Source organism: Amycolatopsis sp. NPDC004378 (assembly GCF_053602455.1).
In genome coordinates, this window is the sequence record NZ_JBSGDR010000001.1 from 341622 (window position 1) to 355413 (window position 13792).

15 protein-coding genes are annotated in these 13792 nt (G+C 71.7%); 7 read left to right on the forward strand and 8 right to left on the reverse strand.

Translation table 11 applies throughout. From position 1 onward, the window contains the following. Positions 1-14 precede the first annotated feature (14 nt). Positions 15-995: an LLM class flavin-dependent oxidoreductase gene (locus tag ACWEN0_RS01700; RefSeq protein WP_451967978.1), complete on the forward strand. Its 981-nt coding sequence runs from the start codon at positions 15-17 to the stop codon at positions 993-995. Positions 996-999: 4 nt separating this feature from the next. On the opposite strand, the gene ACWEN0_RS01705 is transcribed toward ACWEN0_RS01700, so the two are convergent. After that, the gene (locus ACWEN0_RS01705) at positions 1000-1680 is read right to left on the reverse strand and encodes a TetR/AcrR family transcriptional regulator (RefSeq protein WP_451967980.1); all 681 of its coding nucleotides are present in this window, start codon (positions 1678-1680) and stop codon (positions 1000-1002) included. Positions 1681-1749: 69 nt separating this feature from the next. Between ACWEN0_RS01705 and ACWEN0_RS01710 the strand changes: the two genes are divergently transcribed. Further along, on the forward strand, positions 1750-2865 hold the full coding sequence (locus ACWEN0_RS01710; RefSeq protein WP_451967982.1) for an FAD-dependent oxidoreductase: 1116 nt from the start codon (positions 1750-1752) through the stop codon (positions 2863-2865). An 8-nt stretch (positions 2866-2873) separates the two neighbouring features. Here ACWEN0_RS01710 and ACWEN0_RS01715 read toward each other — a convergent pair whose 3' ends face one another. The 4 genes from ACWEN0_RS01715 to ACWEN0_RS01730 are packed head-to-tail and all read right to left on the reverse strand — an operon-like array spanning position 2874 to position 6188. Continuing rightward, positions 2874-3761 carry an ABC transporter substrate-binding protein gene (locus tag ACWEN0_RS01715; protein WP_451967984.1) on the reverse strand — a complete coding sequence of 296 codons (888 nt, stop codon included), beginning with the start codon at positions 3759-3761 and terminating at the stop codon, positions 2874-2876. Further along, complete coding sequence (locus tag ACWEN0_RS01720; protein ID WP_451967986.1) at positions 3758-4441, reverse strand: ABC transporter permease; 684 nt, start codon at positions 4439-4441, stop codon at positions 3758-3760. The genes ACWEN0_RS01715 and ACWEN0_RS01720 overlap by 4 nt, the downstream gene beginning before the upstream one ends. After that, entirely contained in the window at positions 4438-5106 is a 669-nt protein-coding gene (locus ACWEN0_RS01725) for an ABC transporter permease (protein WP_451967988.1), read from the reverse strand. Before ACWEN0_RS01725 ends, ACWEN0_RS01720 begins: the two co-directional genes overlap by 4 nt. Beyond that, complete coding sequence (locus ACWEN0_RS01730; RefSeq protein WP_451967990.1) at positions 5103-6188, reverse strand: ABC transporter ATP-binding protein; 1086 nt, start codon at positions 6186-6188, stop codon at positions 5103-5105. The genes ACWEN0_RS01725 and ACWEN0_RS01730 overlap by 4 nt, the downstream gene beginning before the upstream one ends. A gap of 93 nt (positions 6189-6281) precedes the next feature. On the opposite strand from ACWEN0_RS01730, the gene ACWEN0_RS01735 reads away from it, so the two are divergent. After that, entirely contained in the window at positions 6282-7688 is a 1407-nt protein-coding gene (locus ACWEN0_RS01735; RefSeq protein ID WP_451967992.1) for a bis-aminopropyl spermidine synthase family protein, read from the forward strand. Between the two features lie 55 nt (positions 7689-7743). Here ACWEN0_RS01735 and ACWEN0_RS01740 read toward each other — a convergent pair whose 3' ends face one another. Beyond that, complete coding sequence (locus ACWEN0_RS01740) at positions 7744-8919, reverse strand: NAD(P)-dependent malic enzyme (protein WP_451967994.1); 1176 nt, start codon at positions 8917-8919, stop codon at positions 7744-7746. A gap of 446 nt (positions 8920-9365) precedes the next feature. On the opposite strand from ACWEN0_RS01740, the gene ACWEN0_RS01745 reads away from it, so the two are divergent. The 3 genes from ACWEN0_RS01745 to ACWEN0_RS01755 all read left to right on the forward strand — a co-directional run bounded on the left by ACWEN0_RS01745 (position 9366) and on the right by ACWEN0_RS01755 (position 10888). Beyond that, entirely contained in the window at positions 9366-9971 is a 606-nt protein-coding gene (locus tag ACWEN0_RS01745; protein WP_451967996.1) for a dTDP-4-dehydrorhamnose 3,5-epimerase family protein, read from the forward strand. Positions 9972-10037: 66 nt separating this feature from the next. Further along, on the forward strand, positions 10038-10457 hold the full coding sequence (locus tag ACWEN0_RS01750) for an SRPBCC family protein (RefSeq protein WP_451967998.1): 420 nt from the start codon (positions 10038-10040) through the stop codon (positions 10455-10457). Next, the gene (locus ACWEN0_RS01755) at positions 10454-10888 is read left to right on the forward strand and encodes a MarR family winged helix-turn-helix transcriptional regulator (protein ID WP_451968000.1); all 435 of its coding nucleotides are present in this window, start codon (positions 10454-10456) and stop codon (positions 10886-10888) included. Before ACWEN0_RS01750 ends, ACWEN0_RS01755 begins: the two co-directional genes overlap by 4 nt. Here ACWEN0_RS01755 and ACWEN0_RS01760 read toward each other — a convergent pair. After that, the gene (locus ACWEN0_RS01760; RefSeq protein WP_451968002.1) at positions 10878-12488 is read right to left on the reverse strand and encodes a GMC oxidoreductase; all 1611 of its coding nucleotides are present in this window, start codon (positions 12486-12488) and stop codon (positions 10878-10880) included. The two genes, ACWEN0_RS01755 and ACWEN0_RS01760, sit on opposite strands and share 11 nt — an antisense overlap. Before the next feature lie 135 nt (positions 12489-12623). Between ACWEN0_RS01760 and ACWEN0_RS01765 the strand changes: the two genes are divergently transcribed. Then, positions 12624-13280 (forward strand): hypothetical protein, encoded by a 657-nt coding sequence (locus ACWEN0_RS01765; RefSeq protein ID WP_451968004.1) that lies wholly within the window; start codon positions 12624-12626, stop codon positions 13278-13280. Here ACWEN0_RS01765 and ACWEN0_RS01770 read toward each other — a convergent pair. Further along, complete coding sequence (locus tag ACWEN0_RS01770) at positions 13277-13750, reverse strand: hotdog fold domain-containing protein (protein WP_451968006.1); 474 nt, start codon at positions 13748-13750, stop codon at positions 13277-13279. The genes ACWEN0_RS01765 and ACWEN0_RS01770 overlap by 4 nt on opposite strands. Positions 13751-13792: the final 42 nt, after the last annotated feature.

The window sequence follows — 13792 nt, forward strand, 5'->3', positions numbered from 1 at the left end:
ACAGGAGCCCTGGCATGTACGCACCGAGTTCGTCCGTCGGCGTCCGGATCAACCGCGAGCAGCACCCGTCCCGGCTGGTCGACCTCGCGCGTCAGGCCGAAGACGCCGGCCTCGACGAGGTCTGGCTGGTCGAGGACTGCTTCTGGGCGGCCGGGATCGCGACGGTCGCGACGGCGCTGGCCGTGACGTCGACGATCAAGGTCGGCATCGGCGTCCTGCCGGCGGTCGCGCGCAACCCGGCGATCGCGGCGATGGAGCTGGCCGCCCTGGCGGAGCTGCACCCCGGCCGGCTGATCGGCGGGTTCGGCCACGGGGTGGCGTCGTGGATGCGGCAGATCGGCGCGTACCCGGCGTCGCCGCTGGCGGCGCTGGAAGAGACGCTGGTGGCGGTCCGCCGGCTGCTGGCGGGCGACCGCGTCTCGGTGGCCGGCCGGCATGTGGACCTGGACGAGGTCGAGCTGGTGTTCCCGCCCGCGACGGTCCCGCCGCTGCTGGCGGGCGTCCGCCGGCCGAAGTCCCTGGCGGTCGCGGGTGCCGCGGCGGACGGCACGGTCCTGGCCGAGCCGTCGCCGCCGGAGTTCGTCCGGACGGCGCTGGCGGGCATCGCCCCCGGCCGCGCGCAGGACGGCGCCCCGCCCCACCACGCGGTGGTGACGTACAACTGGCTGGCGCTCGGCGACCGCGAACGAGCCCGCCGGACGGTCGCGGAGTCGCTGACGCCCGGCGCGCGCGTCCAGGTCGAAGGCCTGCCCTTCGCCGGCGAGCTGCTGGCCCTGGCCGACTCGGCGTCCACAGTGGACGAACTGGCGGCGGGCCTGCGCCCGGAGTGGATCGACCGGCTGGCCGTCTGCGGGAGCCTGGCGCAGTGCGTGGCCGCGGTCCGCGCGCTCCACGAAGCCGGGAGCGGCTCGGTGGTGCTGCTGCCGCTGCCGGAGGAACCGCCGGAGCGCGGCATCGAGGAGGCGGGCAAGGTCGCGACGGCCGTGCGGGCCTGAGGCGTCAGCGCGCGAGGCGGCCCGCGATGCCGTCGAGGAGGCAGTCGAGGCCGAGGGCGAAGGTCTGGTCGGCGTCCAGGTGGACGGCGTCGTGGATGACCTTCGCCATCGCGGGGAACTGGCCGCTCGCGAACGTCCGCGTCAGGTAGGGCCCGTAGGTGGCCTGCCACTGCCGCTTGTCCATCCCGCTGGTCCGCGCGGTGCGCCGCTCGGTGATCTCGCGGCGCACGGCGCCGATCACGTACGCGTTGACGGCGTCGATCACCGGCATGACGTCGTCCACGCCGACGCCGTCCAGCGCGGTCACCACGGCCTCGCCCCTGGCCAGCGCGTTCGGCCCGATCTGGGGCCGGCCGCCGAGCAGGTCGGCGAGCCATTCGTGCCGGTGCGCGGCCCGCCGGGTCTGCTCGGCGAGCGAGCGCAGCACCTCGCGCCAGCCGTCCCCGGCCGGCCGGATCTCCGACTGGATCGCGTCGACCATCAGGTCGAGCAGCTCTTCCTTGGTGTCGATGTAGCCGTACAGCCGCATCGGCCCGACGTCCAGTTTCGCGGCGACCTTGCGCAGCGACACCGCCGCGAGGCCGTCCGCGTCGGCCAGCCGGATCGCGGCGGCCACGATCCGCTCGCGGCTCAGCGGGGCCGGCACCGGCCGTTCCGGCGGCTCGGGCCGCTCCCACACCACCATGGACGGTGACAGTACATCGTCCCGTCCGATACAGTGTATTGACAGATACACCGTATCGGAGGGGGATCGATGACCACGAACATCGCCGTCGTCGGAGCTGGGCTCGGCGGCTTGGCGCTGGCCCGCGTGCTGCACGTCCACGGCATCGAAGCCGTGGTGTACGAACGCGAGCCGTCGCGCGACGCACGCGGACAGGGCGGCATGCTCGACATCCACTCGGGGCAGCGGGCGCTGCGCGAAGCCGGCCTGATCGAGGAGTTCTTCGCGATCGCCCGCGGCGAGGGCCAGGACATGCGGCTCCTCGAGCCGGACGGCACCCTGCTGCTGCAGGAGGACACCCCCGAGGACGCCCCGATGCTGCGGCCCGAGGTGGACCGCGCCGACCTGCGCGACCTGCTGCTGGACTCGCTCCCCCCGGACGCCGTGCGCTGGGGCCACGCGTACGCGGCCGCGAGCGACGGCGTGCTGCACTTCGCCGACGGTGGTAGTGCGCCGTACGACCTGCTGGTCGGCGCCGACGGCGCGAACTCCCGGGTCCGCGCCCTGCTCACCGGCGCCCGGCCGCGGCACCTCGGCCAGAACGCCGTCGAACTCCGCATCGCCGACGTCGACCGCACCCACCCGGGCCTGGCGGCGATGGTCGGGCGCGGCAACTACTGGGTGATCGGCGACGGGCGATCACTGGCGGCGCAGCGCAACGGCGACGGCAGCGTCCGCGTCGGCCTCAGCTTCTACAACACGGGCGAGGACTGGTTCGCGACGACCGGAATCCCGTTCGACGACCCGGCCGCGGCCCGGGCGCGGCTGCTGGACCTGTTCGCCGGCTGGGACCCCCGCTGCACCGCGCTGATCGCGGCGAGCGACGACGAGATCGTGCCGCGGTCCCTCACCACGCTCCCGATCGGCCTGACCTGGCCGTCCCGGCCGGACGTGACCCTGCTCGGCGACGCCGCGCACCTGATGCCCCCGGTGGGCGAGGGAGCGAACATGGCCCTGCTCGACGGCGCGTTGCTCGCACTCGCGCTGGCCGCGCGCCCGGACGACGTTCCGACCGCGATCGAGGAGTACGAACGCGAGATGTTCGAACGCACCGGCGCGGCCGCGCGGATGTCGGCGAGCATGCAGGAACTGCTGATGTCGCCGGACGCGAGCCGGCGGCTGCTGGAGTTCTTCCAGCCGGGCTGAGCGATCGGCTAGGACTTCAGGTTGTTGCGGGTCAAGAAGTCCTCGGCGATGTCCAGGGGGTTCCGCTTCTTCTCGGTGAACTCGACGTTCAGCTCGGTCAGCTGGTCGGTCGTCAGCGCCGCCGAAACGCGGTTCAAGGCGGCCACTTCGGACGGTGACAGCGTTCCCCGCGCCACCAGCGGCACGATGTTCTGCGCCGGGAACATGTTCTTGTCGTCGGTCAGCGGCACGAACCCGTTCGCCGCGATCGTCGACGACGTGCTGAACAGGTCCGCCACCTGGACGTCGCCGGACTTCAGCGCCGCCACCGTCACCGGTCCGCCGGTGTCGGTCGTGCGGATCTCCTTGAACTCGCAGCCGTACAGGGACTTGATCTTGTCCTTCCAGCGGCTGCTCCACTGACCCGGGCCGCCGAACACCAGCTCGCGGCACCGCGGGCCCAGGTCGGAGACCGTCCTGACGCCCGTGGACGCCAGCTGCGGGCCGACGACCAGCAGGTCCTTGTCCTCGGCGGGCGCCTGGTCCAGCACCTCGAAGCCCGGCGGGATCTTCTGCCGCAGCTGCGCGTAGACGTCCTGCGGGGTCGTCGAGGTGGCGTTCTTGTCGAAGTAGCGCAACAGGTTCCCGCTGTAGTCCGGCACCACCGACAGCGACTTGTCCTGCAGCGCCTTGACGACGACCTCGCGGCTGCCGACCGGCGGCCGCACCGTGACGTTCGTGGCGCCCGCGTTCTTCAGCGCCCCGGCGTAGATCTGGGCCAGCAGAAGACTTTCCCCGACGTCCGAAGCCCCGATGATGATGTCGCCGGACGCCCCGCCCTCGCCGCCACCCGCCAGCGGGTTGCCGCAACCGGCGACCAGCAGCACCACCGCGAGGAGAGACGCGAGCCGTTTCACGCCGTCACCTTCTTCACGGCCGACGCGAGCCGGACACCACGCGGTACCAGCGCGCGGTTCAGCAACGCGAAGAGCAGGTCGAGGACGATCGCCAGCAGCGTCGTCAGCAGCGCGCCCGCGATCACCTCGGAATAGTCCAAAATGGCCAGTCCGTCGAGCAGGAACCGGCCCAGGCCACCGAGTCCGACGTACGCGGCCACCGCGGCCGTCGCGACGAGCTGCAGCACGGCGTTGCGGATGCCGCCCAGCACGAGCGGCAGCGAGATCGGCACCTCGACCTGCCAGAGCCGCTGCCAGCCGGTCATCCCGATGCCCTGGGCGGCGTCGACCACGCCGTGATCGGTCGCCTGCAGCCCCGCGTACGTGCCGGCCAGGACCGGCGGCACCGCCAGCACGACGAGCCCGATGATCGTCGAGGTGACGCTTTCGGTGAAGAGCAGGAACAGGAACGTCACGAGGCCCAGCGTCGGCAGCGCGCGGATCACGTTGCCCGCGCCCACGAGCGCGACGCCGCCGCGTCCGGTGTGGCCGACGAACAGTCCCAGCGGGACCGCGATCACCAACGCGATCACCAGCGACAGGAACGTGTAGCCGAGGTGCTCCAGCAGCCGTTGCGGGATCCCGTCGGGTCCCGACCAGTGCGCCGGGTCGCCGAACCAGTGGACGAGGTCGGTGATCATGCGGCAGCCACCCGTTCCCACGGCGTCAGGAGGTTCCGGAGGCCGATCAGGACCAGGTCGACGACCAGCGCCAGCAGCAGGGTCAGCACGATGCCGACGACGATCGGCGAGAAGTACTCGCGCTGGAAGCCGTCGGTGAACAGCACGCCGAGGCCGCCGGTGCCGATCAGCGCGCCGACGCTGACCAGGCTGATGTTGCTGACCGACGCCACCCGCACGCCGGCCGCGAGCACCGGGACCGACAGCGGCAGCTCCACGGCGAAGAACCGGCGCACCGGCTTGTACCCGACGGCCGTCGCGGCGGCGATCACCGGCGGCGGCACCGCGTCCAGCGCGTCGAGCACCGGCCGGACGAGCAGCGCCGTGGTGTAGATGGTCAGCGCGACGACGACGTTGACGCTGTCCAGGATCTTCGACCCGATCAGGCCGGGGATGACGACGAACAGCGCGAGCGACGGGATCGTGTAGAGCAGGTTGGCCAGCACTGTGAGGACCTGCCGGGCCGGTCGCCAGCGGTGCCCGAGCCAGCCGGCCGCGATCGCCAGGACGATGCCCACGACCAGCGGGAGCAGCGCGAGGTAGACGTGGTCACCCAGGTCGCCGAGGATTCCGGCGCGGTTGTTCCCGCTGCTCAGGTACTGCCCGAGCTCGGCGAAAAAGCTCATGACGCCTGCGGCGTCGCCTCGATCACGTCCAGGACCTGTCTTGCGACCACGGCACCGAGCACACGGTGTTCTTCGTCGACGACCACGCCGAGGCTGGCGGGCGACGACAGCGCCGCGTCCAGCGCGCCCCGGATCGGCGTCCCGCGGACCCACAGCGACCCGCCGGCCACGAGGTCGTCCTCGGTGAGCGAGCCGTCCACAGTGGAGTTCGGCGGGAGCCAGCCGCGGGGCTGCTTGTCCGCGTTGACCGCGAGCCGCCAGCCGTCGCTCGCGGCCACTGTGGACCCGACCTCGACGAGCTCCAGCTCCTTGACCTCGACGCCCTCGGCGGAGAGGAACGACAGGCCGCGGTAGCCGCGGTCCTTGCCGACGAACGACGCGACGAAGTCGTCCACCGGGTGGCGCAGCACGTCGGCGGGCGTGCCGTACTGGGCGAGCTTGCCGCCGACCCGCATCACCGCGACCTTGTCGCCGAGCCGGACGGCTTCGTCGATGTCGTGCGTGACGAACACGATGGTCTTGCCCAGCTGCGACTGCAGCCGCAGCAGTTCGTCCTGCAGGCCCTCGCGCACGATCGGGTCGACCGCGGAGAACGGCTCGTCCATCAGCAGCACCGGCGAGTCCGCGGCGAGCGCGCGGGCGACGCCGACGCGCTGCTGCTGGCCGCCGGAGAGCTGGGCCGGGTACCGCTTGCCGAGCTCGCCGGGCAGCCCGACGGTCTCCAGCAGCTCCGCGGCCCGCTTGCGCGCCTTCGCCTTGTCCCAGCCCGACAGCAGGGGCACGGTCGCGATGTTGTCCAGGACCGTCCTGTGTGGAAAGAGCCCGGCGTGCTGGATGACGTAGCCGATGCCGCGGCGCAGCAGGGCCGGGTCGCCCTCGGCGACGTCCTTGCCGTCGAGCAGCACCTGGCCGCCGGTCGGCTCGACCATCCGGTTGATCATCCGCAGTGACGTCGTCTTCCCGCAGCCGGACGGGCCGACGAACACGGTGATCGTGCCGTCCTCGACCGTCAGGCTCAGCTTGTCGACGGCGACCGTCCCATCCGGGTACTGCTTGGTCACGTCGCGGAATTCGATGGCCACTTGCCCACTCCCCATGTCCGGTGGAATCGACCGTAGCCGAGTCCGCGGCGGTTGGCACGGTGTTCCGCAGGGTGGTGACTACGCTGAATGCCCGTGAAGGCACTCGACGACGTCCTCGCCGCGCACGGTGTCGGCGTCCGCCCGCTGTACCGCGTCATCGACCTCTTGCGCACCGGCGAACACGACCTCGGCGAGCTCGTCCGGCTGAGCACCGCGCCGCGCCGCAGCGTCGAGGACGTCCTCGCCGCGCTGGGCGACGACCTCGACCGCAGCGGCGACCGGCTCCGGATCGCCCCCGGTGTCGCGGCGTCGTACCTGCGGTACAGCGCGCCGCGCTTCGGCGACCCGCTCGACGAAGCCGTCGCGGCGCACGAGCTGCTGCCGAAGGTCGCCGAGTGGGTCGCGGAGGTGCCGCCGCCGCTGGCCGCGCTCGACCACGTGCAGGCGACGCCGGAGACCGTCCTGCGACGCGCGTTGTGGCTCGACGCGCACTACGACCTCGCGTCGGCGCGCGTACTGTTCCTCGGCGACCACGACCTGACGTCGCTGGCGGTGCACGCCGTCTGCCCGGCGGCGTCCCTGACCGTCGTCGACCTCGACGAGCGCGTCCTCGCCCACCTCGACGACCGCGGCGGGCGGGAGATCGCCACCGCGCACGCGGACCTGCGCGTCGGCCTGCCACCCGCGGTCACCGGCCGGTTCGACCTGGTCTTCAGCGATCCGCCGTACACACCCGAAGGCATGGGCCTGTTCGCGGCGCGCGGCGTGCAGGCGCTGCGGGAGCCGAGCGAGGGACGGCTGCTGTTCGCGTACGGCTACAGCCCGCGCCACCCGGCGCTGGGCGCGCAGGTGCAGCGGTCGCTGGCCACACTCGGGCTGACGTTCGAGGCGATCCTGCCGGGCTTCAACCGCTACTTCGGCGCGCAGGCGATCGGCAGCGCGGCGGACCTGTACGTCTGCCAGCCGACGGCGAAGGCGAAGAAAGTCCGCGGTGGCAAGGCGATCTACACACACGGGCCGCAGTCGGTCGAAGCGGCCGGGACGAAGCCGGCGCTGCTGGAGAAGCTGAAGGAAATCGCCGTCGCGGACGGGCTTTCGCTGGAGTCGCGGCCGGTGGACTGGTCGATCTCCGGGCCCGAGGGCGACGCGGTCGCGATGGACCTCTCGGCCGACCCCGGCCCGTGGCTGCTGCGCACGCTGCTGGGCACGAACGCCCGGCGCCTCGCGCTGCTGGTCCCGAACGCGCACCCGGACCTGGCTTCCCAGGCCGCGCAGGAGGCCCTCGCCGCGCTGATCGGCCGGAAGTACGCGCTGCGGTACCTGCGCAGCACCCCGGACAACCGGCACGCGGTGGTGGTCGCCGATGCGGTGGAGCAGCAGGACGAGGTCCTGACCCGCGCCCACGCGCGGCTCGCGAACGTCTCCCTCGACGTCCCCGAGGACCTCACCGACCTGCGCCTGGTCGACGTCCCCCGCCACCGCCTGGCCGAACTCCTCTGACACGCCGAAGGCGGCACTTTCACGTGAAAGTGCCGCCTTCGCGAACCGCGAGAGGTCAGTCCGTGACGCCGTCGGCTTCCGCGGCCTTCGCCACCGCCGCGGCCACCTCGGGCGCGACACGCGGGTCGAGCGGCGAGGGGACGATGCGGTCCGGGCCCAGGTCGTCCATCGCCACCGACACGATCGCCTCGGCGGCCGCCAGCTTCATGCCCTCGGTGATCGCCCGCGCGCCCGAGTCCAGGGCACCGCGGAAGACACCCGGGAACGCCAGCACGTTGTTGATCTGGTTCGGGAAGTCGCTGCGCCCGGTGGCCACGATCGACGCGTAGCGCGCGGCCACGTCCGGGTGCACCTCCGGGTCCGGGTTGGACAGTGCGAACACGATGCCGCCGCCCGCCATCCGGCCCAGCAGGGACTCGTCGATCGTCGCGCCGGACAGGCCGAGGAACACGTCGGCACCCTCGAGCGCCTCCGCCAGGCCGCCCTGGAGACCGGCCTTGTTCGTCGTCGCGGCCAGGCGCTCCTTGACCGGGTTCAGGCCCGCGCGGCCCTCGTGGATGATGCCGCGCGAGTCGAGGACGGTGACGTCGCCGATGCCGGCCTCCTGCAGGATCCGGGCGCACGCGACCCCGGCCGCGCCGGCGCCGGAGACGACCACGCGCTGGTCGGCGATCGCCCGGTCGAGGACCAGGTTGGCGCCGCGCAGCGCGGCCAGCGTGACGATCGCCGTGCCGTGCTGGTCGTCGTGCATGACCGGGCAGTCGAGGGCTTCCTTGAGCTTGTCCTCGAGCTCGAAGCAGCGCGGCGCGGAGATGTCCTCGAGGTTGACGGCCCCGAAGGACGGCCGCAGCCGGACGAGCGTCTCGACGATCTCGTCGACGTCGGTGGTGTCGAGCACCAGCGGGATCGAGTCGAGCCCGCCGAAGGTCTTGAAGAGGACCGACTTGCCCTCCATGACCGGCAGCGACGCGCTCGCGCCGATGTCGCCGAGGCCGAGCACCGCCGTCCCGTCGCTGACCACGACGACCAGCCGGTCCGCCCACGTGTACCGCTTGGCCTTGGCCGCGTCCTCGGCGATCGCGCGGCTCACCTTCGCCACCCCGGGGGTGTAGGCGATCGAAAGGTCACGCGGGCTGGCGATCGGCCGCGTCGCCGCCACCGAGAGCTTGCCGCCCTCGTGCCCGGTGAAGATCTCTTCGTCGGTGACCGGCGTGCCGGCGGGGTCGCTCATGGGGTTTCCTGTCGTCGTTTCCGTCATTCGTCCAGTGGGAATGACGGAACTCGCGGATCGGACTTGGGTCACTGGAATTTCTCCTGGGCATGCGAGCTGGGACCACGGCAAGAGGGGAAAACCGTGGTTGCGTGAGGCTCATTCAGACGTCGCCCGGCGCGAGCCGGCCTGCCGTGTCGACCACCGGCAGTTGCGCCGGGCTGATCCGAATGAGCCTCATCCCGGCACGGCAGCCCAGCGCGGTAGCGCCGGCCTGTCGGCGAGGCGTCTCGTCGGCCATCGGTGCCGTGGGTCTGGCGATGGCCGCGGACGCGGCGGTCCGGTCATTGTGACAGGTCTTGCTCCGGGGGTGACCCCTTGGTGCGGTTGAGGTCACACCACCCCCGCATTTCCGGCAATTGCCAAGACGTCCGTTCGGTTTTTTAACCGCCCGATATGGTGACGCCATGGAATTCCGCCGGTTGAGCGTCCCGGACGCCTACGAGTTCTCCCCCCGGACGTTCCCCGACGACCGGGGCCTGTTCGTCGCCCCCTTCCAGGAGGAGGCGCTGCTCGCGGCGACCGGGCACCCGCTGCGCCTGGCCCAGTCGAACCACAGCGTGTCCCGGCGCGGCGCGATCCGCGGCATCCACTTCGCCGACACGCCTCCCGGCCAGGCGAAGTACGTCTACTGCGCGCGTGGTTCGCTGCTCGACGTCGTCGTCGACGTCCGCGTCGGCTCGCCGACCTTCGGCACCTGGGACGCCGCCCGGCTCGACGCGGGCAAGTTCAACGCCGTCTACGTCGCCGAAGGCCTCGGGCACGGCTTCATCGCCCTCGAGGACGACACCGTGATGGCCTACCTGTGCTCCGAGGGCTACAACCCGAAGGGCGAACACGGGATCACCCCGCTCGACCCGGCGCTGGACCTGCCCTGGCCGGCGGACCTCGAGCAGGTCCTCTCCGAGAAGGACCGCACCGCGCCCACGCTGGCCGAGGCGCGGGAGCAGGGCCTGCTGCCGCTGTACCAGGACTGCGTCGCCTACTACGACAAGCTGCGCTCGGCCCACTGAGCACCGCGCCACCGGGTCCCGCGTGGACCCTTGCGCATTTAGTAAGCGCGCATATAGTCTGCTCGCATGGCACTTTACGAGTACGAGCACAGCGAGACGTCCACCGCCCCCGCCGCCGCGATCTGGCCGCTCTGGGCCGACACCGGCCGCTGGCCCGAGTGGGACGCGGGCGTCCGCTCGGTGGTCGTCGACGGCCCCTTCGCGGCCGGGACCAGCGGGACCATGACCATGGACGGCATGCCGCCGATCCCGTTCACGCTGACCGAGGTCACCGAGGGCCGCAGCTTCACCGACGAGACCCGGCTGCCCGACGCCCACCTGCGGTTCGAGCACGTCCTGACCGACGTCGACGGCGGCACGCGGATCACCTACCGCGTCACCGTCGACGGCCCCGAAGGCTTCGGCGAGCAGGTCACGTCGGACACCCCGGACGCCATGCGCGCGCTGGCTCGCTTGGCCGAGGCTGAGGCAAGCTCGCGGGTATGACGGCCCCCGAGTCCCGCCTGCCAGGCCCCGAGCGCAGCCCCGGCTTCCTGCTGTGGCGCGTGACGCTGGCCTGGCAGCGGGCGATGCGGGCCGCGCTGGCCCCGCACGACCTCACGCACGTCCAGTTCGTGCTGCTGACGACCACGTGGTGGCTCACCCGCTCGGGCGAGCCCCCGACCCAGCGGCAGCTGGCCGAGCAGGCCGGCACGGACACGATGATGACCAGCCAGGTCGTCCGCAAGCTGGCCGGACGCGGCCTGCTCGCCCGCGCCGACGACCCGGCCGACGCCCGCGCGAAGCGCCTGGAAGTCACCCAGGCCGGCCTGGACCTGGTCGCGAAGGCCCTGAAGGACGTCGAAGCCGCCGACGCGTCCTTCTTCGCGGAAGTCGGCGACGACTTCACCGGCTCATTGGCGAAGCTCAGCCCTTGAGGTCCTCGGCGAGGACGCGCTCGATGTTGCGCTCGGCCAGGGCCGTGATCGTCACGAAGGGGTTGACGCCGGTGCTGCCCGGGATGAGCGAGCCGTCCGTGACGTACAGGTTGCGGTAGCCCTTGACCCGGCCGTAGTCGTCCGTCGCCTCGCCGAGCACCAGCCCGCCCAGCGGGTGGTAGGTGAAGCGGTTCTCGAAGGTGCGGGTGTCGCCGAACAGGTCGTAGCGGTAGATCGTCTTGTTCGCCCGGTTGATCTTGTCGAACAGGGCCTTCGCGGCGTCGACGGACGGCTGCCCCTGCGACGCCGTCCAGTGCAGCTTCGCCGAGTCGCTCGCCGCGTCGTAGGTGAAGTGGCCGCGTTCGGGGTTCTTCGTGATCGCCAGGTAGAGGCTGACCCACGTCTCGAGCCCGGCGGGCACCGGCGCGATCTCGGCGAACACCGGGTGCACCGGGTCCGCCCGGTTGTCGATGCCGAGCGCGGGCATGCCGGACTGCAGGCTGCCGGTGGTGTCCCAGACGTGGTTGGCGCGGCCGCACATGACGTTGCCGTTGGTGCCCCAGCCCCGCCCGACGGCGTCGGTCAGCTCCGGGAGCCGGCCGGTGTCGCGGGCGCGCACCAGCAGCTCGGTCGAGCCGACGCTGCCCGCGCCGAGGAACAGGTGCTTCGCGGTCACGTGCCGGGTGCCCAGGTCCGTGCCGCGCTCGTCGATCTCCCGGACGGCCAGCGCGTACGTCCCGTCGGGCTGGTGCCGGATCTCGCGGACCTCCTGGAGGGTCTTGATGGTCACGTTGCCGGTGCCGAGCGCGGCGGCCAGGTAGGACTTGTCGAGCGAGCGCTTCCCGTGGTTGTTGCCGTAGATGACCTCGGACGCGTCCGCCGAGCGCGGCACCTCGCCCGCCTCCTCGCGCCGCAGGTACTCCTGGTCGTAGACGCTGGGCACGAACACCGTGCCGAAGCCGGCCCGGTGCGCGGCCTTCCGCGAAACGCGGGCGTACTGGTAGGACCGGCACGTCTCGAACCAGCCAGGGTCGACGACGTCGACGCCGAGCCCGGCCCGCGCCCGCGGGAAGTACCGGCCGTACATCTCTTCGGCGTCGACCCGCGGCAGGATCTCTTCGAAGTAGGACCGCTCGGGCGTCACGGCCATCGCGCCGTTGACCAGCGAGCCACCGCCGACGCCGCGGCCGAGGTACACCGCCATGTCACCGAAGTTCACCCGGTCGAGCACGCCCGCGTAGCGCCCGATGTCGCGGTTGACGAGGTCGAGCCAGAGGAACGACGCGAGCGGCGCCTCGGTGCGGTCCTTGAACCACATCGCCCGCTCGTCGGGCTTGAGCATCGGGCAGAAGACCTTGCCGTCGGCGCCGGGCGTGGCCCACAGCCGGCCCATTTCGAGCATCAGCGTGGGGATCCCGGCTTCGCCGAGCCGCAACGCCGTGACGGCCGCGCCGTAGCCGGTGCCGATCACCACGGCCGGGGAGTGGCCCGGCAACGGCGTCGCGGCCGCGGGCCGCGCCGAAACCGTGGTCAGCCCGAGGGCGGCGGCGGAGTTCAGGGCGGCCAGGCCGAGGAACCGGCGGCGGGAGAAGGCAGACATGGTGCCGAGCATGCCCGAACCGAGTGAACGGTGTTAACTAACTAGAACACGTTTCACCCAGTCGAGGGAATTTCCGGTCTTCCCCTGGGGGTGATCCCGGATGTCCCGCGGCCGCGGGGCGAGCAGGCTCACGCCATGAACTTTCTCGCACTGGGGGCAGTCGCGGTGACCGTGGCCGCACTGGGGATCACGTCCGGAACGGCGTCCGCCGACACACTGCCGACCTTCGACTTCACCGACTGCCCGGCACCGCCGGCGAACGCCGACCCGGGCACGTGGCGCTGCGAAGCCTTTGTCTCACAGGGGAAAATCACCATTCACGACCAGGAGATCCCCCTCGGGGAGATCCGCCTGACGTTCAGCGAGGGCCGGGTGAACGGCCAGTACGCGCAGGTCTTCGGCACGCTGCGGCACGCGCCGGTGCGCGTCCCGGGCCTGGCGGGCACGACGCTCCAGCTGCGCTACGGCGGTTACTCGGACTTCCAGAGCAACGACGAGCGCCGGGGCGAACTGGACGTCTACGCCGTGCTGCGCCACCCGTTGCTGCGCAAGGACTGCCGGATCGGCGTCCTGCACACGGTCGTCCACGACGACCCGGCCGTGCCGCCGACAGTCATCTCGAAGACGCCGACAACCGTGCACTTCGGCGTCGTGGACACGACTCTGGCCGTCCCCGCGACCACCGGGTGCGGCCCGCTGGGCAAGCTCGCCGACCGCCGGCTCGGCCTGCCGTCGCCGTCCGGCGAGAACGCGTTCCACCAGACGACGTACGTGCAGTACAAGCCGCTCTAACGCTTCTTCGGCGTCACCCAGATCGTGATCGTCCCGGTGACCACGGGCTTGCCGCTCGTGTCCGAAATGGTCACCGGGACCTCGAGCTCGAAGCCGTCGTCGCCGAAGTCCGGCAGCCCGGGCAGCGACGCGACCGCACGCAGGCCCGTCTCGGCCTTCGCGACGTACTGGACGTTCATGCCCTTCGGCAGCCAGCGGTGCGTCGGCGGGACGGTGGCTTCGGCGAGCATGCCCATCGCGATCTCGGCGAGGTTGCAGGCGGCGATGGCGTGGAACGTGCCGATGTGGTTGTAAACACCCCACCACTTCGGGGCGCTCACTTCGCAGTGGCCGGGACGCAGCTCGCGCACCGAGGGCAGCACCGTGCGGAAGTACGGCACGCGCAGGCACATCGCGGCGCTGAACAGCTGCTTCCCGCCCGGCTTCGCGGCCAGCTTGTGCCACAGCGCGAACGTCGGCGTCTCGGCCATTTCGGGTCTCCTCGAGCTAAGCTACTGCTCAGTAGCTAAGCA